Genomic DNA, 18,648 nt, shown 5'->3' with positions numbered 1-18,648 from the left:
CGCGGCGCGCTTACGCCGCCTCGTCGAAGCCCGTGTCGCGGGCCAGCTTCTTCAGCTCCAGCAGCGCGTGCTTCTCGATCTGCCGGATGCGCTCGCGGGTCAGGCCGTGCTGCTTGCCCACCTCGGTAAGGGTGCGCTCGCGGCCGTCGACCATGCCGTACCGCGCCTTGATGATCGAGGCCGTACGGGTGTCGAGCTGGCCGATCAGGTCGTCCAGCTCCTCGCGGCGCAGCACCGTGAGCACCGACTGCTCCGGGGAGTCGGCCGAGGTGTCCTCCAGCAGGTCGCCGAACTGGGTCTCGCCCTCGTCGTCCACCGACATGTTCAGACTGACCGGGTCGCGGGCCCAGTCCAGGACGTCGTTGACGCGCTCCGGCGTGGAGTTCAGCTCCTTGGCGATCTCCTCGGGCTCGGGCTCGCGGCCGTACTCGCGGTTCAGCTCGCGCTGCACGCGGCGGATGCGGCCCAGCTCCTCGACGAGGTGCACGGGGAGGCGGATGGTCCGCGACTGGTCCGCGATGGACCGGGTGATGGCCTGCCGGATCCACCAGGTCGCGTACGTGGAGAACTTGAAGCCCTTGGTGTAGTCGAACTTCTCCACCGCGCGCACCAGACCCGCGTTGCCCTCCTGGATGAGGTCGAGGAGGGGGAGTCCGCTGCGCGGGTAGCGACGGGCGACGGCGACCACCAGGCGGAGGTTGGAGCGGATGAAGACGTCCTTGGCGCGCTCCCCCTGCGCGACGACCGCCTCCAGCTCCTCGCGGCTCGCGCCGGCGCTGGGCGCGTCGGCCGACAGCGGCTCCTCGTCGCCGTCGAGGATCCGGCGGGCGTAGACGCCCGCCTCGATGTCGAGGGAGAGCTCGACCTCCTTCGCCGCGTCGAGCAGCGGGGTGCGGGCGATCTCGTCCAGGTACATGCCGACCAGGTCGCGGTCCGCGACTTCGCTGCCTGCGGTGCGAACACTGCTGGCCGTGTCGGTGGCCCCGGTGGCGGTGGCCTGACGACGGGCGACGGCACGGGTTGCCATGCGTGCTCCCTTGCGAGTGGACTCAAATCTGGTCGGTGGCTGCGTCGGACACCCGACCGGGTGCCCGCATCCGATGAATTCAACGAGGGGATTCCGGACAGAATTCCCAACTCGCGCAAGTTTTTAGCGATCATGCAGTACCCTGCCCGCCTTCAGGACCAAAGTCCCGGACGGAGAGGGGCGGGGAACGCGGTCGCACGGGCGGCGAGTGACCTCGCGCCAGGTCCTGGATCAGGGCCCTGACCAGGGCCTCGGCGCTCCGGCGTGCGCTCGCGTCCGCCGGGTCCCGCGTGACGCCGCGCACACGGCCGCGTACGTGGACGGGCCGCTCACCCCGCGAGAGCGACGTCCTCGGCGGCTCTCTCATCATCAAGACGGCCCACACTGTCGGATGGTTGCGCAGAACGGCGCAAGCTGAGCGGAAGACCCCGTTCCGCACGTGTACGCGCGCGTGGGTCCGCGAGCGTTCCCCGCACACCACGCGCGCCGCCCCATGTACCCCCGCGGCCCCCACGTACGCCCGCCGCTCCCCCATACCTCCGCCCTCCGTCCGTACACACACGACGGCGGGCGGGCACGACCCCTGTACGTGCCCGCCCGCCCCGCCGGTGGTCCGGCGGTGGAATCGAGGTCAGTGCGCCATGTCAGTGCGCCATCACCGGTACGAGGTCGGGCTCTCCGTCCTCGTCGGTGCCGGAGGCGGCATCCGAGGCGGCGCCCTTCGGCCCGGTCTCGGCGTCCGCGGCCGCGCCGGAGCCGCCGCGAGTCGTCACGAGCGTGAAGGCCAGCGCCGAGGCGACCAGCAGGATGCCGACGGCCCACCAGATCGCCGAGGTGTAGCCGTGCACCATGCTCTCCAGGGCCAGCAGCTTCCGCGCGGGCGCGCCGCCCGCCGCCGCCCGGGCCGCGTGCGAGGCGGCGTACGCGGAGGTGGCGCTCGCCGCGATGGTGTTGAGCAGCGCGGTGCCGATGGCGCCGCCGACCTGCTGCGAAGTGTTCACCATCGCGGATGCGACGCCGGCGTCCTGCGCGCGCACCCCGAGCGTGGCCAGGGACATGGCGGGCATGAAGGCGGTGCCCATGCCCAGCCCGAGCAGCAGCTGCGCGGGAAGGATCAGGCCCGCGTACGAGCTGCCCGTCTCCAACTGCGTGAGCAGAAGCATGCCGGTGGCGGCGACCAGGAAGCCGGGCCCCATCAGCAGCCGCGGCCGCACCCGGGTCATCAGCCGCGCGCCGATCTGCGTGGAGCCGGTGATCATGCCCGCGATCATCGGCAGGAAGGCGATGCCGGTGGTGACCGGCGTGTACCCCTTCACGACCTGCAGGTAGTAGGTGAGGAAGAGGAACAGGCCGAACATCGCGATCACGGCCAGGCCCAGCGAGGCGTACACGCCGCCCCGGTTGCGGTCGGCGACCACGCGCAGCGGCAGCAGCGGCGCGCGCACCCGCGACTCGACGAGGACGAAGGAGCCGAGCAGCACCGCGGCCGCCACGAACATCGCCACCGTGCCGCCCTCGCCCCAGCCCTCCGACTCGGCGCGGGTGAAGCCGTAGACCAGCGCGACGAGTCCGAGTGTCGAGAGCACCACCCCGGGGATGTCCAGCGGCGAGCGGTTGCGGCCGCCCGCGGGCTCGCGGATCACGAAGAGCGCGCCGAGTGCCGCGACCACGGCGAAGGGGATGTTGACGAAGAAGGTCCAGCGCCAGTCCATGTATTCGGTGAGCACGCCGCCGAGGATCAGGCCGATGGCGCCGCCGCCTCCCGCGATCGCGCCGTAGATGCCGAACGCCTTCGCGCGCTCCTTGCCGTCGGTGAACATCACCGCCAGCAGGGACAGCGCGGCCGGTGCGAGCAGCGCGCCGAACACGCCCTGGAGGGCGCGGGCGCCGAACAGCATGGCCTGGTTCGCCGCGGCGCCGCCGAGCGCGGAGGCCAGGGCGAAGCCGATGAGGCCGGTCACGAAGGTGCGCCGGCGGCCCCACAGGTCGGATATCCGGCCGCCGAAGAGCAGCAGGCCGCCGAAGGCGAGCGCGTAGGCGGTGACCACCCACTGCCGGTTGCCGTCGGATATGCCCAGGTCGGACTGGGCGGAGGGGAGCGCGATGTTCACGATGGTCGCGTCGAGGACGACCATGAGCTGGGCGAGCGCGATGAAGGCCAGCGCCGTCCAGCGCCTGGGATCAAGCCGGGCGGCGGCTCCTGAGGGAGAGGCCGCGCTCGCCGTCGGAGTGGGCGTATCGGACATGGGTGTGCCTACCTCACGGTGCGAAGCATCAGAAAAAGGGCATGACGGGGCGCGCCGGTGCGCACCCGTGACGGGCGGTGGAGCGTGGCGCCGGACTCTGCTCAGCAGTCCCGGCGGAGGTCCTCCAAGGTGGCGGCGTGCCCGGGCAGCCCCGACCTTGCCGGGGCGCGGAGCCCGTCGAGGTAGAGCCGCACATGGCGGTCGATGAAGCGTCCGATCTCCGCGCTGCGCGTGCACGGCAGCGGCCTGGCGAGCTGGCTGAGCGCGACCATCAGGTCCCCGACGCCTATGTCGGGCCGCAACTGCCCGGCGTCCTGGGCGCGTTGGACCAGCTCCTGGACTCGCTCCTCAAGACGCGTGCGCGCCCCGAGGAACTGCGGGTCGTCCTCGTCGAAGCGACGGGAGAGCACGGGGCAGAGCGCGCCGACGCGCTCCTCGACCGCGCCCTCGACGAAGCCGCACACGGCGGCGAAGACACCGTCGTCCGCCTGAGCGGCACCGTCTGCGGCACCCGGGGCGCCCGCCTCGTCCAGCACCTCGAGCGCCCGCTCGGCCCGCTCGGTGATCCGTTCCGTGACGGCCAGCACCACGGCGCGGAGCAGGGCCTCACGGTCGGGGAAGTGCCGGTAGAGCGTGGCGTTGCCGACCCCGGCCGCGCGGGCGATCTCGTCGAGCGGCGCCTCGGGGCCGTGGACGACCAGGGCCTCGCGGGCCGCGGCGACGATCCGCTCACGGTTGCGCACGGCGTCGGCGCGCTCCTTGTGCGGTGCCGCTGTGCCTGCCATGCGGGGCTCCCTGCTGGTGAGGACTGCGCTGACCCGTACGGGCGCCGGCGCCGGAACCCGTACGGGGATCCGCACCGGACCGTCTCGCTCCGAAACCGGGGACGCCCTCCCCGTTTCGCGTACGCAGACAAGAACGGGGAATCGCTCCCCGTTTATTTCGCCCGCCGCGTGTGACCTGCGCCACGAGTGATAGCGCAGCAGAATTGGGCAAACCGGTGCCTAGTGTCGCCCTCGTACGGCCTCGTACGCCTTCGTACGGCACACGAACCCCCGCACCCCACAGAAGGAACGGAGCCCCCATGTCCCTCTCCACCCCCGTGAAGCTCGCCGTCGTCTACTACTCCTCGACCGGCACCAACGCCGCCGTCGCCAAGGAGATCGCCACGGCCGCCGAGCAGGCGGGCGCCGAGGTGCGGCTGCGCCGCGCCACCGAGCTCGCGCCCCAGGAGGCCATCGACTCCAACCCGGCCTGGGCGGCCAACGCGCGCGCGACGGCGGACGTACCGGAGGCCACGCCGGACGACGCGGACTGGGCCGAGGCGCTGATCTTCGGCTCGCCGACCCGCTTCGGGAATGTGTCCTCGCAGCTCAAGCAGTACATCGACCAGCTCGGCGGGCTGTGGGCGCAGGGCCGGATGGCCGACAAGGTCTACAGCGGCTTCACCTCCTCGGCCACCCTGCACGGCGGCCAGGAGTCCACGCTGCTCGCGCTCTACAACACCGTGCACCACTTCGGCGGCATCGTCGTCGCGCCCGGCTACACCGACGCCTCGAAGTTCACCGACGGCAACCCGTACGGGACCTCGCACGTGGACGCGCAGGGCGAGCGCCCGGTGGACGACGTCACCCGGCAGGCCGCCCGCGTACAGGCGCAGCGCGTCGTCCGCGTCGCCACGGCCCTCAAGGACGGCGGCATCGCCGGCTGAGAGCCGCTTTCCGGGGAAGGCCCCGCCTACGGCTTGAACGCGTGCACGAGCGCGCCGTGCATCCCGTCCGCGACCTGGTGCGTCGCGGTGATCCGTACGCCGTCGAAGCCCGCACGCGCGAGCTGCTCGCGGTACTCGGTGAAGGTCAAAGCGCCCGCGATGCAGGCCACATGCGCGCCGCGCTCGGCGCGCTCTGCCGGGCTGAGCTGGTCCTCGGCGAGCACGTCGGTGACCCCGATCCGCCCGCCGCGCCGCAGCACCCGGAACATCTCCGCGAACACCGCCGGCTTGTCGGCCGACAGATTGATCACGCAGTTGGAGATCACCACGTCGACGTGCGCGGCGGGCAGCGGCACGTCCTCGATGTGCCCCTTCAGGAAGCGGACGTTGCCCACCCGCGCCTGCTCGGCGTTGTTCCGCGCGAGCTCCAGCATCTCCTCGGTCATGTCCAGCCCGTACGCCATCCCCGCGGGCCCGATGCGGCGTGCGGACAGCAGTACGTCGATGCCGCCGCCGGACCCCAGGTCCAGCACGGTCTCGCCGGGCCGCAGCTCCGCGACGGCCAGCGGATTGCCGCAGCCGAGGCTCGCGGCGACGGCCCCCACGGGGAGCTCGCCGCGTTCGCCGCTCGAATAGCGCGCGGCGCCGAACGCCGCGTGCCCGAACTCCGCGTCCACGCCCACCGGTTCGCCGCAGCAGGGCACGTCGCCGACCCCCGAGGAGACCGCCCGCGCGGCGTGCGCGTACCGCTCCCGCACCCGGGCCCGCAGCACATCCCCCGCCCCGTCGCCCATGACGCGCCTCCCCTCGCCGGTACTGCCCACTCTGGCACCGCCCCGGACCCCCGTACAGGGAACCGCTTCCACAACGCACCCCCACACCGGGTAGGCTGTCCCCGGCCCGATCCGTCGGACCCCGACACGTCGGCATACGCCGAGGTCGGCCCGCCTCCGTAGCTCAGGGGATAGAGCACCGCTCTCCTAAAGCGGGTGTCGCAGGTTCGAATCCTGCCGGGGGCACCAGTTCAAGGGCCTCGGACCGGTCACGGTCCGGGGCCTTTGGCATCTACAGCTGACATCAACGCGCGCGGTCACTGACGACCGCGACGGGGCGGGCCCACATGCCCGAAGCCACAGCGGTCGTCGCCTCACCGTCACCGCACGTTAGGGGAAGCATGCCCGCGCCTCTTGCTCTCAGGTTCGAGCGGCGAACCACGAAGGGCGCCCACAACGACCTGCAATTGCGTATTGCCTCGTACCGTCACCGATGCGATTCGTACTACCTCGCCATCGACGAGTCACCCACCGCGCTGCGGCACCTCGGCGCGAGTCTGGCCCGCCTGCTGGACCAATGGCTGGAGCAGGTCGACGAGCTGCGGGTTGCAGGAGGCGTCGCCTACTTGCCCTACGACTTCTCGGACCAGTGCACGGCCTGGCTGCGTGTCTCATCGGCAGACGGGTGCGCAGCGGACGTCCAGGCCGGCTGGAGCCTCGCAGAGGGGTGGGGCATCGAACCCTCCAACTACCGTGCAACGGCACCGGAGATCACAGACTTCGATCCGATCCCCAGCGCCCGGATCGAGTGCTCGATGAGCGACCTGATGCAGTGCCTCGCAGCCAACCGTGAAGCTCTGGCGGCCACGGGGCCGTAGCGCGATAGAACTTTCCCTACTTCATCAAGACCGGCTGCGCTCCGCTCCGCCGGGCGCGCTTCCCGGCTCCGCTGCCCTTCGCGCTCATGCCTTCGGCCCGCGCTACGGGCGCTGCGCCGACGCGCGCCCACGTGGTTGGGGCCGGGGCTTGCAGCGGGCTAACGCGCTACTCAACTCGCCTTCAAAGACGGTGCCTCCGGCGGGGGATCGGCCGGCACCGGGAGCCGGGGGAAACGCTGCCGGGTGCGGGACCGTGGGGGGGGTTGCGAGGAGCTCCCATCCCGTCCACCGTCGACCCAGGCGAAGCCGAGCAGACGTGGCCCCTGGTGTCCAGGTCGTTCGTACAGTGGCGCGCTCCACCTGGGCACCAGGGGCCACGCCCGCTCCACTGCGTGTGGGTCGACGGCGGACGGGATGGGAGCTGGGGTTGAGCGGTGGGCCGAGATAGTCAGCCCACCTCCGCTACAGCGCAACGAAAGACAACCACCAGCCGTATGAAACCTCCGGAGCGCCGGAAGTCCAGCCCGAGCTTCACCGTGCACGAAGCAGCTCACGCATGATCCGTTCTGCGTCAGGTTCGGTGATCTCCCAGCCATCAAGGTCAACACGGACCTTGTAAAAAGGTTCAAGTGCCGCGAGTGCCACCTTGGCCTCAGACATGGAGTCGATGTACCGGTCGATACTCCGTTCCCGGAGCCTCAGGCTGTACGCCTCGGCTGCAGCATCGTCGCTTCCCAGGTAGGTGGCATGCACGCCGGTTGGAAAGTTCCTAGCCACCTGAGCAACGCGAAGCGCGGAGATGGCTTGATTGAAAGCTTCCTTTCTAGTGCGGCGCCATGACAGATGCGACGTCAGCCATGGGGACAACGAAGCACCGACGAACGCCCCAACCAGTCCAGCAATGGGCGTCACCCAAGTGACAGCTCCGGCCACGATCTCCCCCAATCGATACGGCCATCGATCGTGGCCCTTACAGCCACAAGGACAGGACACTTCCCGCAGCACTCAACAGGACCCCCGCCACAGTCAACAGCGCTGGCCACTTGAGCCCTTCAGCGACGAGCGTCAGAGCGTTCAACTGAGCATGCTCGTCGAAGTACTCCACCATCCCCCAGTTGCCGTGCGGCACCCGGATGGCGTGTCGAAGTGCCGATTTCTGCTCTTCCGGGATCGACTCGTCATGAGCAATGTCGTCTAGGCGTTGAAGATCAGACTTGAGCGTCCGGTAGCTCCTCAGCGTCCCAGCCGCACCCCAGTAGACGCCAGCAACGGAGAGCACAGCACCAACACACACCACGACGACAGTAATAACAAACAGCACACGCAGATGCTACGCGAGCCCTGCGGATCAAAGTGCTTGATCCGACAACCAGTTGGGGGCCCGCGGGACTGGTGCCGTTCGTATGCTCACCGTGTGACCGCTTACATAGATCCAAATCCCGTCCTGGCTGAGTGCCCACGCTGCGAACGGGCTGTCTTGGCGAGGGAGACGGGTGCCGTCGAAAAGCCAGACCAGGCTAAGGACTGGCCGTTTGCATGGCGGTACGTCCTTGCCCGTTGCGGAGATTGCTCCGGCCCGTTGCTGCTCTCACACGACTGGCCGTGGGATCGCCTGGAGAAGGTGTGGCCAAGCCCGCCAGGGCGAGACCTGAGCGAAAGTGTGCCGGAGCCTCTTCGGCGCGAGCACAGTGAGGCACGAGCTTGTCTCAAGGCAAAGGCATACACGGCTGTGGCCGTCATGGTGCGCCGGACGTTGGAGGGAGTGTGCGCGGATCAGGGGGTCACGAAGCGGCAGCCCTTGGTCGCTTCACTGCGCGAGCTTCATCAGCAGGGAAAGATCGAAGGACGGCTTCTTGAGTGGGCTGAAGCGTTGCGCGTGCTGGGTAACCAGGGCGCCCACTACACAGGAATCCAAGTCAGCCGCGAGGATGCAAATGACGCCGTGGCGCTTGCTGAGGCCTTGCTCGATTACATGTACGTCTTCACGAGCCAGTACGAAAAGTTCAAAGAGAGAAGGTCTAAGCCCGGAACTTCGAATGGCGACGTTGGCGACTAGGGTCCTGTCCAAGAGTCTGCCTGATCACGCCGCCGATTACGTCGCCGTTGACTCATTGCCGCCACGCCTCATTCGTACCAGAAAGCCTACGGACTGGCGCCGTCCCGAGCCTTACGGATCAGGGAGGAAGTCATCCGCCACCAGTAATTGCAGGGACAATCACTGCCGCGAACCCAGAGATCAGTCCCCCCACGGCCAAGAAGGCGTTGAACTTCTCTTTCGCATTGGGGAAGACAGCCCGGCTGACGTCACCAGCCTTGCTGCGCAGCACGATCAGCTTCATCTTCTGCCAGCGGTGTTGGCGGTTTCGGCATCCCATCAGCACGCCATAGGCGTTGTTCCGGCAGTAGGTTCGGCCATCGCGATTGACTGCACCACACCAGACCGGCACCTGGAACGAGGCGTAGCCGAAGACCGCGACGGACAAGGCGACAATGACTGGAAGGGCCCACTGCTGAGTCCAGGCGACGATGAGGGCCCCAACGGCGATGTATCCCCAGTACAGGCGCATGGCTTTTCCCATAGAGGCGCAGCGTAATGTCATATGCGCAGGTCAAGTAGCGGCCAGAACCAGACAGAATCCTGACTGTGGCGTGTACCCACTCCTTGACACCTCTGCTACTGCCTCACCACGGAAGCAGCGGCCAGGCCACCAAGATCCAAGGCCTGATGTCACAGGCAGCTGGCATGCTGCTGGCAGCAGCCAGAGGGGGACTATGCCCATGCCGAGCAAGTGGAAAATTGCGCAACATTGGGATAAAAGCCCAAGAAGGATTGATTTCGCACCCCACCTACTTCTTGATAAGCCGTGTTGCTTCGCCTGCGGGTGGTTCTCTGAACACTGGGACGAGGCCACTCCCCAAGCCTCATGGCAACGCGCCAGACTCGAACGAGCCCACATCATCCCCAGGAGTCTCGACGGGCCCGACGACGCGAGCAACCTGCTCCTACTCTGTAAGCCTTGCCATCGAGAGTCACCGGACTGGATAGACCCGGAGCAGATGGCTCGCTGGATCGCTACCAGGGAAGAGCGCCCCAGTAAGGAACTTGAATCCTTCATGGCATGGTTTGCTGCCGTCGAAAAGGCTCCGGATTTCAAAGATGCCCTGACCTCTGTCGTCGGGGAGGAGGGCGCGACTGAGCGAGTATTCGAGCTCCTTCAGGACCTCCTAAGGCGAGCAGGCATGCACGGCTTCGGCTTCAGCCAAGGCACCCGTGTCGCCGTGCTTCAGGCGGCTGCAGATGAGATCGGCAGGCGTGCTTGGGGAGCAGGCGGCGAGGCTGATGAGTCTCGACCATCTGACATCCAAACCTGACATCAACGAGGGCGCACAGCAGGAGCCGTATGCGCACCCGCTCAGCCAAAGCACCCACACAATCCGACGGCCTGGCTGGGGCTTGATCGAACTCCTAAAGCGGGTGTCGCAGGTTCGAATCCTGCCGGGGGCACCAGCGAAAACGGCCCGGACCCGCCATGGTCCGGGCCGTTTTGGTGACGTGTGCCGGCGAAGGGCCGCCCCGTCGCTGCGGCACCGCGCCGCAGCCCGGTCAGCCCCCGCCCTCCCCCTCGGCCTCCCGGAGGTAGTGGTCGATGCAGTCGGTGATGGCGGGGATCACCGGGGTCATCTCGGGGCGCCAGCCGGGGACCGCGTTGACCTCGCAGAGGGTGTGGGCGCCCGTTGCGGTGAAGAGGAGGTCGACGCCGGCGATGGCCAGGCCCAGGGTGCGTGCGGCCGAGGCGGCCAGGGCCTCGGCCTCCGGGTAGCGGCCCGTGCACACTTCCGCGGTGCCGCCGTGGGCGATGTTCGAGGCGAGGGCGCCGTTGCAGGCGGTGCGCACGACGGCGGCGACGGGCTCGCCGCGTACGACGACGACGCGGAGATCACGACCGTGGGACGAGGCCACGTACTCCTGGAAGAGGAGCGGCGTGCCGTGGTCGCCGCCCGCCGTCTCGCGCAGCGTGCGGTGGTCAGGCGCGAGGAACACCCCCCTGCCGCGGTTGCCGTTGACGGGCTTGACCACGCAGGGGACGTCGAGGCGGGGGCTGCGTACGACGCCGTCCAGCGGGCCCGTGGCGTAGGAGTACGAGGCGGGGACCGGCAGCCCGGCCGTGGCCAGCTCCTGCAGCTGCCAGATCTTGTTCCGGCAAGTGACGTGCGACCGAGGGGAGTTGAGAAGGGTGGCCCCCATGTGCTCCAGGTGCCGCAGCAGGGTCACCTCGCGGTCGTGGCACATCGAGCCGGGAAGCTGCCGTACGCAGACGACCTTCGGGGGCGGTACGGGCTCTCCGCCCAGCGTGTGCAGGGTCAGCCGCCCGTCGTGGACGCCCAGGAGGAACTCGTCGGTGTGCCAGACCGCGAACCGGGGCCCGTATCTCGCCTCCAGGGCCTCGGCCAGCGCGCGCGTCGACTTCACCGGCTCCGCCGGATAGGCGTGCACCAGCATCCAGACATCGGGAAGCGCCCGGGTAGACAACCGCGCCACGTGGTCACCTTCATCACCGTCGGCCAGCCAGGACCGGCAGAGAGCTCCGCCGGGCCTTCAACCTGCCCAGGTCCCGCCCGGTTGGCACGCCCGATTCACGGTGAATCGCCGGACAGATACTGACGCGGACGCCAGGCCCCGAAGGGCCGGTGTCCATGCCCCGGAGCCGGGGAGCCCCGGCCGCGCGGCGACGCCCGACCCCTCCGTAAGCGGTGAAATATTGTGGCGGGGACGTTGAGTCTCCCGTTCCGGGTCGGCCGTTCCGGGTCGGCCGTTGCGGGGGCGCAGGAGAGCGAGGGGATCGGGTGGCTGCCAGTCCGGGCATGACCGCCGTGTTGAGCGCCCTGCACGGCCCCTCGCCGGGGCTGATCGGAGGCGATCCGCTGGACTGCGCCCGGGTGCTGGGCGTGGACGGGGTCGCGGTGTCGGCCGGCGGTTCGCGGCAGCCCGGCGAGCTGCTGTGGGCCACCGCCGGGGTCAGCACGGCGCTGGAGGACCTGCAGTTCACCCTCGGCGAGGGCCCGGCGGTCGAGGCGATGACCGCCGGGATGCCGGTGCTGGAGCCGGACCTGACCGACGTCGCCGCGGTGCGCTGGCCCGCGCTGCTCGCGGAGCTGGGGCCGTACGGAGTGGCCGCCGTCTTCTGCTTCCCGCTCCAGGTGGGAGCGGCCTGCGCCGGAGTGCTCAGCCTCCAGCGCGCGCGGGCGGGACCGCTGGCGCCCGCCGCCATGGACGACGCGCTGCTGCTCGCCGACGCGCTCACCGCCGTGGTGCTCGGGAACGGGTCGCGGCTGGCGGAGTTCGCCGAGGCCGAGCCGTCCTCGGAGCTGTACCGGGCGGTGGTCCACCAGGCCAGCGGCATGATCAGCGTGCAGGCCGGGGTGCCGATCGCGCAGGCGCTGCTGCTGCTGCGCGGGCACGCGTACCGGAATTCGCGGTCGGTCGTGGAGGTCGCCGAGGACGTGGTCGCGCGGCGTCTGCACTTTCGCAATGATGACAACGGGCCTGGTCCGTCGGTCGGCAAGAGGGGATGAAGGCTCATGGCGCGTGAACAGCGCGTACTGGAAACGCTCCTGGAGGCGGTGGATTCGCTGGTCGAGGAGTTCGACCTGTTCGACTTCCTGCACCGGGTCGCCACCCGCTGCGTGGAGCTGCTCGACGTCGAGGCGGCCGGCATCCTGCTCGCCGACCAGCGCGGCGAGCTCCACGTGATCGCGGCCTCCGACGAGCACACCCGGCTGCTCGAGCTCTTCGCCCTCCAGCACGACCAGGGCCCCTGCGTCGACGCGTACCGCAGCGGCGCCGCGTCCCTCGACGTCGACCTGGCCGACCCGGAGGCCGTCTCCGGGTTCGGGCCGTTCGCCGAGCGCGCCCGCGAAGCGGGCTTCCGCACCACGCACGCGCTGCCCATGCGACTGCGCGAGCAGGTCATCGGCGCGATCAACCTCTTCCACGGCGGCCAGCACACGCTCGGCGTGAAGGACGCGCACCTCGGCCAGACCCTCGCGGACATGGCGACCATCGCGATCCTCCAGCAGCGCACGATCGAGCGCGGCAACGTGGAGAAGGCCCAGCTCCAGACGGCGCTGACCAGCCGCATCGTGATCGAGCAGGCCAAGGGCATCCTCTCCGAGCGCTGGCAGACCAGCCTCGACGAGGCGTTCGCCGCGCTCCGGAACTACGCACGCGCGCACCGGCTGCGGATGCTGGACCTCGCGTACGGGCTGACCACAGGCGAGCTCGACACCGACCGGCTACGCAAGTGAGGGATTCCCGTACGCGGCGGGCTACCCGGAGGTAGTGGGGGCTGGTTGTATGGCCCGGCCACAACCACCCCCCACACTCCAGGAGTTGCGGTGCGGAACGGGAACGGAAGACGACGCAGGTACGGCAGAGGACGCATCGGCGCCGCCGTCGCGGTCGGCGCGCTGCTGGCCGGTACGGCAGCGGCGGCACCCGGAGCCGAGGCACGGACCCAGGACCCCCCGCCCCTCAAGGTCCTGAACTACAACGCGTTCCTGATGAGCAAGAACCTCTACCCCAACTGGGGCCAGGGCCACAGGGCCGAGGCGATCCCGGCCGCCGACTGGTTCCAGGGCAAGGACGTGGTGGTGCTGGAGGAGGCGTTCGACAACTCCTCCTCGGACGCGCTGAAGAAGAACGCCGCCGGCCGCTACCCGTACCAGACCCCGGTCGTCGGCCGGAGCAAGGACGGCTGGGACGCCACCGGGGGCGCGTACTCCGGCAGCACCCCGGAGGACGGCGGGGTCACGCTGCTCAGCAAGTGGCCGGTGGTGCACAAGGAGCAGTACGTGTACGCGGACGCGTGCGGCTCGGACGCGCAGTCCAACAAGGGCTTCCTGTACGCGGTGCTCGATGTGGACGGGAAGAAGGTGCACGTCGTCGGCACCCACACCCAGTCCACCGACAAGGGCTGCAAGGACGGCGAGGCGGTGGCCGACCGCGCGAAGCAGTTCAAGGAGATCGACGCCTTCCTGGACGCCAAGAAGATCCCGGCGGACGAGCAGGTCATGCTGGCCGGCGACCTGAACGTGGACTCGCGCGGCGACGAGTACGCCGCGATGCTCGACAACGCGGGCCTCGCCCCCGCCGACCGGCGCACGGGCCACCCCTACTCCTTCGACACGAAGGAGAACTCCATCGCCGCCGAGCGCTACCCGGACGACCCGAGCGAGGACCTCGACCACGTACTCCACCGCAAGGGCCACGCCCGCCCGGCGAACTGGGGCAACGAGGTCGTGAAGGAGCGCAGCGCGCCCTGGACGGTGCGGAGTTGGGGCAAGGAGTACACGTACACGAACCTCTCCGACCACTATCCGCTGACGGCGCGGTAGCCCCCGCGCGGATAGCGTCGGCGGCATGCGGCTGACCGAAGAGGAGACCAGGCGGCGGTTCGCCGCCGCACGCGTGGCCCGGCTCGCGACCGCGGACGCAGAGGGCCGCCCGCACCTGGTGCCGGTGACCTTCGCCGTACGCGATTCCGTACGCGATTCCGTACGGGGCGGGGCGGCGGGCGAAGCGGACACCGTGGTGTTCGCGGTGGACGGCAAGCCCAAGCGGCACCGCGAGCTGAAGCGCCTCGCGCACATCCGCGCGAACCCCGCGGTGTCCCTGCTCGTCGACGCGTACGACGAGGACTGGACCCGGCTGTGGTGGGCCCGCGCCGACGGTACGGCGTCCGTACGGGAGGTGGCGGGACGCCCGGAGGAGGACCCGGACCTGCGGCTGCTGGCGGCCAGATACCCGCAGTACGCGCAGGAGCCGCCCGCGGGCCCGGTCGTGGAGATCGCGGTACGGCGGTGGAGCGGCTGGGCGGCGGCCTGAATCCGTTCGGTCCCGGGGACTACGGCCAAAGGCCGAAGGACGCACGGGATTTCGCTGCATGCGGCAGCCGTTGGAACCGGTGAGACTCGACGCACCGGAGCAGGAGACAGCGGACAAGGAGACACCGCATGGCCGTCGAACTGAACCACACCATCGTGCGCTCCACCGACAAGAAGGCCTCGGCCGACTTCCTCGCCGATCTGATGGGCCTGGAAGTGCAGCCGCAGTTCGGGCCGTTCATCCCGGTCACCACCGCGAACGGGGTCACGCTCGACTTCGCCGACGCCGGCGACGAGCCGATCGTCCCGCAGCACTACGCCTTCCTCGTGTCGGAGGAGGGCTTCGACGCGATCTTCGGGCGGGTCCAGAAGGCGGGCCTGCCCTACTACGCGGACCCGTTCCGCACCAAGCCCGGCGAGATCAACCACAACGACGGCGGCCGGGGCGTGTACTGGCCGGACCCGGACGGCCACTTCCTGGAGATCCTCACCAGGCCGTACGGGAGCGGAAGCTGAGCCCTCGCGCCTCGTGCGTGACGTCGTACGCGAAGGGGCCCGGAACCGCATGGTTCCGGGCCCCTCCCGCGTGCTGCGTGACGCCCGCTACAGGATGCGGGTCAGCTTCGAGCCGAAGCTCGGCTCCGCCATGCCCTTCTGGAGCGCCACAGGCACCCGCACCTGGCCGGGACCGTCGCCGACGGTGAGCTCGCCGACCTCGTCGCCCGCCTTGCCGGTGTGCGGCACGCCCTTGCCGTCGTCCGACATGCCGAGCTTCACCTTGAGCCCGGCCCAGCCGACGGCGGACACGTCGCGGGTGGCCACCACCGGCACCTGGCCGCCGAGCTTGTCGTCCACGTACCCGACGACCTGGCCCTTCTTCACGACCTTGCGGGTCTGCAGTGAGTCCTGCGCCGAGTCGATCAGCTTCTTGCTCTCGCCGAGCACGGTGTCCAGGATCGACGGCTTGTACTGGCCGAGCACGGCGCCGACGATGAGCTGCTTGGTGCCGCCGATCTCCTTCTCGGCCGCGAACATCAGGTTGCCGCCCGCCTTGGTGGTCGTGCCGGTCTTGATGCCGACGACGCCGTCGAGCGGGACGAGCTTGTTCCAGTTGGGCTGCTGCTCGCCCTTGGCGTCCTTGTAGCCCGGCTGCTTCACCACGTCACGGAACATCGGGATGTCCATGACCTTCTTGGCCAGCTTCGTCTGGTCGGCCGCGGTGCTGACGGTGCTGTGCTTCAGCCCGCTCGGGTCGGTGTACGTGGTGTTGCTCATCCCGAGGTCCTTGGCGGCCGCGTTCATCTTCTTCACGAACGCGCCCTCGGACCCGGCGTCCCAACGGGCGATCAGGCGCGCCACGTTGTTCGCGGAAGCGATCATGATCGCCTGGAGCGCCTGCTTCTGCGAGAGCTTGTCGCCCTTCTTCACGTCGACGGTCGACTCGTTCTGCGCGCTGAGCCCGGCCTCGTCCTCCGCCTTCTTGTCGACCGGGATCGTCTGGCCCGCGCTGCCCTTCTTCACCGGGTGGTCGCGGAGCATCACGTACGCCGTCATCACCTTCGCCACACTGGCGATCGGCACCGGCTTCTGCTCCCCGTGCGAGCCGAACGAGCCGAGCCCGTCCACCTGGAGCACCGCCTGCCCCTCGGACGGCCACGGTACGGAGGGCTTCGCGCCGTCGAAGGTGTACGAGGGCGAGGCGGTCAGCTTCAGCTCGGGTCCAGGCAGCGGCCGCACGGCCTGCACCACGACGAAGACGACCACCAGCAGCAGCACCAGCGGCGTCCAGATCTTGACCCGGCGCACCGCGGTGCGGATCGGGGTCTCGGGCGGCGGCGGGGTGTTGGTGAGCTGCGCCAGCAGGTCCATCGGGGCCTGGTCCGGGCGCGGCTGCTGCCGCGTGAGCTCCGCCTCGGACAACGGCTGCTGAGCGGCGGTCTCCTCGGCGGGCAGGGGGCCGGCGGCGGCCGCGCTCGTCGCGCCGGTGGTGCTTGTCGCGCCCGTGGTGCTGTCGGGCTTCTGGGTGCCGGTGCTCTTGGTGTCCTTGGTGCCCTGGGTGCTCTGAGTGCCCTTGGTGTCGGGCTGCGTCTCGGTGCGCGGGCTGCCCGAGGGCTTCGGCGGCACGACGGGCTTGGGGTCCTTGCGCGGCGGCCGCGCCTCGTCCAGGTCCCGCAGCTTCACGAACTGACTGGTCTGCTCGGCCTCCGACTCGGCGTCGGCGCCGGCGCCGGCCGCGGCGGCCGCCTTCTCGCCGTCCGACTTCTTGTCGTCCGACTTCTTGTCGTCCGACTTCTCGCCGTCGGACTTCTCGCCGTCCGGCTTTTCGCCGCCGGGCTTCGACTCGGGCTCGGGCTCGGACTTCGCGTCGGCCTCGGGCTCCGGCTCGGCGTCGCTGCCCGATGCGGCTTCCGGCTTGGCGCCGGACTCGGGCTTGCCGCCGCCGTCCGCCTCGGACTCCGGCTTGGTGTCCGGCTCCGGCTTGGTGTCGGGCTCGGACTTCGCGTCGGGCTCGGACTTCGCGTCGGCGTCCGACGCGGTGTCCTCGGTCCCGGCGGAGTCGGCGCCGTCCTCGGAGGCGGCCGGAGCCTCCTCCTTGGCCTCGGGCTCGGACGTCGCGGACTCGGCCTCGGGCTCCGCTTCGGCGCCCGCTGCCTCGCCCTTGTCCGCGTTCTCGCCCTTGTCGCCCTTCTCCTCGGCCGCAACGTCCGCCGCCTTCGCGGATGTTGCGGCAGCGGCGGCCGACGTACCGCTCGGGACGCGCGGGTCCTGCGGCTTCTCCCCGGCGGGCTTCTCCTCCTCGTCGGCGTCCGCCTCCGGCACGCGGAACATCGTCGTGGGCTGGTCGACCGCGTCGCCGGCTCCCTCGCCCTCGTCCTCCGCCTGCTGCGCGTCCTTCGCGGAGTCCGGCATGCGGAACATCGTGGTCGGGTGGTCGCCGGCCTCCTCGCCGCCGTCCGCCTCCTCGCGTACCCGGAACGCCGTCGTCGGCTGCTCGACCGCCGGCTCCTCCGGCGCCGCCTCGCCCGCCTCCGCGTTCTCCGGGCTCTCCGCGCCGTCCGCGCTCTCCGCGTTTTCGTCTTCGCTCGTGCTATCGCCGGCGTCGTCCCGCTTGGCGGAGCCGAAGAAGGCGGCGGTCATCCGCTCGGCCCGCCGCGCCGCGGCGTCCTCACTCGTGTCGCCGGACTCCCCGGAGCCCTCCTCGCGGCGTACGACCCCGAACATGGCCGTCGGCTGATCCGGCTCGTCCCACGACGAACCGGCGGACCCGGCCGACGCGGCGGACCCGGCGTCCTTCTCCGCCGGCTCCGCCCCGGTCCCCTCAGCCGCGGCGTCCTTCTTCGCACTCGCACCCGCGCCCGTGCCCGTACCCGCGCTCGTCTTCTTCGCGGCGGACTTCTTCGCCGTGCTCTTCTTCGCCGCCGTCTTCTTCGCCGCGGCCTTCTTGGCGGGCGCCTTCTTCGCCGTGGTCTTCTTCGCCGCCGCCTTCTTGGCACGGGGCTTGGACTGCTCCTCGCCCTCAGCGGACTCCTCGGCGCCCTCCGCGCTCTCCGCGGACTTCGCCTTCCCGCCCCGCTGCGCCTTCTTCCGTACGGGGAGATCGCTGGGCTTGGCCTTGCCCGCGCCGCCGGACTCGCCGGAGGCGGACTCATCCGAAGCGGACCCGCCCTGCCCGGGCCGGTCCCCCTGCTCGCCCTGCTCCGGCTGCTCGCCCGCGACCCACGCCGCGACGGCGTCCTTCAGCCGCCGGTCGCCGTTCCCCTCGCCGTTCCGCGCACCGTTCTCCGCGCCGTCCGCGGCGCCGTCGCGCTCCTCGCGACCACTGCCGCGTTCGCTTCCGCGATCGTCGGCGCGGCCGTTCGCCGCCTCCCGCGAACGGCTTGATCCGGTGCCCTCGCCGGCCGTTCCCTCTTCCGCTCCGGCTTCGGGGGGAACCGGCATGCGTTCATCCGTCGTCTCCCCCGACGACTTCTCCCGCTGTGACCTGTCGGGGGACTCGCCCGCCACCGATGCCTCCTGATGATGATGCTGGCCGCTCGCCGTTCCAGTTAACAGTGTCGTGGACACCTCTACGGAGACGTCGACCGCGGCGCTCCGCCGGTTCCCGATGGGGCCGGCACTCGGCCTTCCC

18 protein-coding genes, 1 tRNA gene and 1 pseudogene are annotated in these 18,648 nt (G+C 70.1%); 11 read left to right on the top strand and 9 right to left on the bottom strand.

Annotated elements, in window-relative coordinates:
- Positions 1-10: 10 nt before the first annotated feature.
- From ABEE00_RS01735 to ABEE00_RS01725, 3 genes are all read right to left on the bottom strand, one after another.
- Positions 11-1,027, bottom strand: coding sequence for a sigma-70 family RNA polymerase sigma factor (locus tag ABEE00_RS01735; protein WP_345743350.1), 1,017 nt, complete (start codon positions 1,025-1,027; stop codon positions 11-13).
- A gap of 644 nt (positions 1,028-1,671) precedes the next feature.
- Complete coding sequence (locus ABEE00_RS01730) at positions 1,672-3,273, bottom strand: MFS transporter (RefSeq protein ID WP_345743349.1); 1,602 nt, start codon at positions 3,271-3,273, stop codon at positions 1,672-1,674.
- 101 nt (positions 3,274-3,374) lie between these two features.
- Positions 3,375-4,058 carry a TetR/AcrR family transcriptional regulator gene (locus tag ABEE00_RS01725; RefSeq protein ID WP_345743348.1) on the bottom strand — a complete coding sequence of 228 codons (684 nt, stop codon included), beginning with the start codon at positions 4,056-4,058 and terminating at the stop codon, positions 3,375-3,377.
- Positions 4,059-4,357: 299 nt separating this feature from the next.
- On the opposite strand from ABEE00_RS01725, the gene wrbA reads away from it, so the two are divergent.
- Entirely contained in the window at positions 4,358-4,984 is a 627-nt protein-coding gene (gene wrbA / locus ABEE00_RS01720) for an NAD(P)H:quinone oxidoreductase (RefSeq protein ID WP_345743347.1), read from the top strand.
- Positions 4,985-5,010: 26 nt separating this feature from the next.
- On the opposite strand, the gene arsM is transcribed toward wrbA, so the two are convergent.
- Positions 5,011-5,778 (bottom strand): arsenite methyltransferase, encoded by a 768-nt coding sequence (gene arsM, locus ABEE00_RS01715; protein ID WP_345743346.1) that lies wholly within the window; start codon positions 5,776-5,778, stop codon positions 5,011-5,013.
- Positions 5,779-5,930: 152 nt separating this feature from the next.
- Here arsM and ABEE00_RS01710 point away from each other — a divergent pair.
- Both ABEE00_RS01710 and ABEE00_RS01705 read left to right on the top strand, forming a co-directional pair.
- A tRNA-Arg gene (locus ABEE00_RS01710) sits at positions 5,931-6,006 on the top strand.
- 152 nt (positions 6,007-6,158) lie between these two features.
- On the top strand, positions 6,159-6,635 hold the full coding sequence (locus ABEE00_RS01705) for a hypothetical protein (protein ID WP_345743345.1): 477 nt from the start codon (positions 6,159-6,161) through the stop codon (positions 6,633-6,635).
- 531 nt (positions 6,636-7,166) lie between these two features.
- Here ABEE00_RS01705 and ABEE00_RS01700 read toward each other — a convergent pair.
- Together ABEE00_RS01700 and ABEE00_RS01695 are read right to left on the bottom strand one after the other, a co-directional pair.
- A complete protein-coding gene (locus tag ABEE00_RS01700) occupies positions 7,167-7,568 on the bottom strand; it encodes a hypothetical protein (RefSeq protein WP_345743344.1) in 402 nt (133 codons plus the stop codon).
- A 37-nt stretch (positions 7,569-7,605) separates the two neighbouring features.
- The gene (locus tag ABEE00_RS01695; protein WP_345743343.1) at positions 7,606-7,956 is read right to left on the bottom strand and encodes a hypothetical protein; all 351 of its coding nucleotides are present in this window, start codon (positions 7,954-7,956) and stop codon (positions 7,606-7,608) included.
- 6 nt (positions 7,957-7,962) lie between these two features.
- On the opposite strand from ABEE00_RS01695, the gene ABEE00_RS01690 reads away from it, so the two are divergent.
- A complete protein-coding gene (locus tag ABEE00_RS01690; protein WP_345743342.1) occupies positions 7,963-8,691 on the top strand; it encodes a DUF4145 domain-containing protein in 729 nt (242 codons plus the stop codon).
- Between the two features lie 130 nt (positions 8,692-8,821).
- On the opposite strand, the gene ABEE00_RS01685 is transcribed toward ABEE00_RS01690, so the two are convergent.
- The gene (locus tag ABEE00_RS01685) at positions 8,822-9,214 is read right to left on the bottom strand and encodes a hypothetical protein (RefSeq protein WP_345743341.1); all 393 of its coding nucleotides are present in this window, start codon (positions 9,212-9,214) and stop codon (positions 8,822-8,824) included.
- On the opposite strand from ABEE00_RS01685, the pseudogene ABEE00_RS35740 reads away from it, so the two are divergent.
- Positions 9,162-9,650: pseudogene (locus ABEE00_RS35740) on the top strand (HNH endonuclease); the annotation flags it as partial. The gene ABEE00_RS01685 and the pseudogene ABEE00_RS35740 sit on opposite strands and share 53 nt — an antisense overlap.
- A gap of 42 nt (positions 9,651-9,692) precedes the next feature.
- Positions 9,693-10,007 carry a hypothetical protein gene (locus ABEE00_RS01680; RefSeq protein WP_345743340.1) on the top strand — a complete coding sequence of 105 codons (315 nt, stop codon included), beginning with the start codon at positions 9,693-9,695 and terminating at the stop codon, positions 10,005-10,007.
- Between the two features lie 232 nt (positions 10,008-10,239).
- Here ABEE00_RS01680 and ABEE00_RS01675 read toward each other — a convergent pair whose 3' ends face one another.
- Positions 10,240-11,175 carry an ATP-grasp domain-containing protein gene (locus ABEE00_RS01675; RefSeq protein WP_345743339.1) on the bottom strand — a complete coding sequence of 312 codons (936 nt, stop codon included), beginning with the start codon at positions 11,173-11,175 and terminating at the stop codon, positions 10,240-10,242.
- A 323-nt stretch (positions 11,176-11,498) separates the two neighbouring features.
- Here ABEE00_RS01675 and ABEE00_RS01670 point away from each other — a divergent pair, with 323 nt between their 5' ends.
- The 5 genes from ABEE00_RS01670 to ABEE00_RS01650 all read left to right on the top strand — a co-directional run bounded on the left by ABEE00_RS01670 (position 11,499) and on the right by ABEE00_RS01650 (position 15,035).
- Positions 11,499-12,209, top strand: coding sequence for an ANTAR domain-containing protein (locus ABEE00_RS01670; RefSeq protein ID WP_345743338.1), 711 nt, complete (start codon positions 11,499-11,501; stop codon positions 12,207-12,209).
- A gap of 6 nt (positions 12,210-12,215) precedes the next feature.
- On the top strand, positions 12,216-12,941 hold the full coding sequence (locus ABEE00_RS01665) for a GAF and ANTAR domain-containing protein (protein ID WP_345743337.1): 726 nt from the start codon (positions 12,216-12,218) through the stop codon (positions 12,939-12,941).
- Between the two features lie 135 nt (positions 12,942-13,076).
- Positions 13,077-14,030 carry a sphingomyelin phosphodiesterase gene (gene sph, locus ABEE00_RS01660; RefSeq protein ID WP_451918485.1) on the top strand — a complete coding sequence of 318 codons (954 nt, stop codon included), beginning with the start codon at positions 13,077-13,079 and terminating at the stop codon, positions 14,028-14,030.
- 25 nt (positions 14,031-14,055) lie between these two features.
- Complete coding sequence (locus tag ABEE00_RS01655) at positions 14,056-14,520, top strand: TIGR03668 family PPOX class F420-dependent oxidoreductase (protein WP_345743336.1); 465 nt, start codon at positions 14,056-14,058, stop codon at positions 14,518-14,520.
- Positions 14,521-14,648: 128 nt separating this feature from the next.
- Positions 14,649-15,035: a VOC family protein gene (locus ABEE00_RS01650; protein ID WP_345743335.1), complete on the top strand. Its 387-nt coding sequence runs from the start codon at positions 14,649-14,651 to the stop codon at positions 15,033-15,035.
- A gap of 87 nt (positions 15,036-15,122) precedes the next feature.
- Here the strand turns inward: ABEE00_RS01650 and ABEE00_RS01645 are convergent, their stop codons facing one another.
- Positions 15,123-18,458 carry a serine hydrolase gene (locus tag ABEE00_RS01645; RefSeq protein ID WP_345743334.1) on the bottom strand — a complete coding sequence of 1,112 codons (3,336 nt, stop codon included), beginning with the start codon at positions 18,456-18,458 and terminating at the stop codon, positions 15,123-15,125.
- Between the last annotated feature and the right edge of the window lie 190 nt (positions 18,459-18,648).

The organism is Streptomyces odontomachicola (assembly GCF_039605595.1).
Taxonomy (GTDB): domain Bacteria; phylum Actinomycetota; class Actinomycetes; order Streptomycetales; family Streptomycetaceae; genus Streptomyces.
This window is presented reverse-complemented; position numbering and strand designations above follow the sequence as displayed.

Coding starts and splice junctions, on each gene's coding strand:
- ABEE00_RS01735 (WP_345743350.1), bottom strand. CDS start 1,027: ATGGCAACCCGTGCCGTCGCCCGTCGTCAGGCCACCGCCACCGGGGCC.
- ABEE00_RS01730 (WP_345743349.1), bottom strand. CDS start 3,273: ATGTCCGATACGCCCACTCCGACGGCGAGCGCGGCCTCTCCCTCAGGA.
- ABEE00_RS01725 (WP_345743348.1), bottom strand. CDS start 4,058: ATGGCAGGCACAGCGGCACCGCACAAGGAGCGCGCCGACGCCGTGCGC.
- wrbA (WP_345743347.1), top strand. CDS start 4,358: ATGTCCCTCTCCACCCCCGTGAAGCTCGCCGTCGTCTACTACTCCTCG.
- arsM (WP_345743346.1), bottom strand. CDS start 5,778: ATGGGCGACGGGGCGGGGGATGTGCTGCGGGCCCGGGTGCGGGAGCGG.
- ABEE00_RS01705 (WP_345743345.1), top strand. CDS start 6,159: ATGCCCGCGCCTCTTGCTCTCAGGTTCGAGCGGCGAACCACGAAGGGC.
- ABEE00_RS01690 (WP_345743342.1), top strand. CDS start 7,963: ATGCTACGCGAGCCCTGCGGATCAAAGTGCTTGATCCGACAACCAGTT.
- ABEE00_RS01685 (WP_345743341.1), bottom strand. CDS start 9,214: ATGGGAAAAGCCATGCGCCTGTACTGGGGATACATCGCCGTTGGGGCC.
- ABEE00_RS01680 (WP_345743340.1), top strand. CDS start 9,693: ATGGCTCGCTGGATCGCTACCAGGGAAGAGCGCCCCAGTAAGGAACTT.
- ABEE00_RS01670 (WP_345743338.1), top strand. CDS start 11,499: ATGACCGCCGTGTTGAGCGCCCTGCACGGCCCCTCGCCGGGGCTGATC.
- ABEE00_RS01665 (WP_345743337.1), top strand. CDS start 12,216: ATGGCGCGTGAACAGCGCGTACTGGAAACGCTCCTGGAGGCGGTGGAT.
- ABEE00_RS01655 (WP_345743336.1), top strand. CDS start 14,056: ATGCGGCTGACCGAAGAGGAGACCAGGCGGCGGTTCGCCGCCGCACGC.
- ABEE00_RS01650 (WP_345743335.1), top strand. CDS start 14,649: ATGGCCGTCGAACTGAACCACACCATCGTGCGCTCCACCGACAAGAAG.
- ABEE00_RS01645 (WP_345743334.1), bottom strand. CDS start 18,458: ATGCCGGTTCCCCCCGAAGCCGGAGCGGAAGAGGGAACGGCCGGCGAG.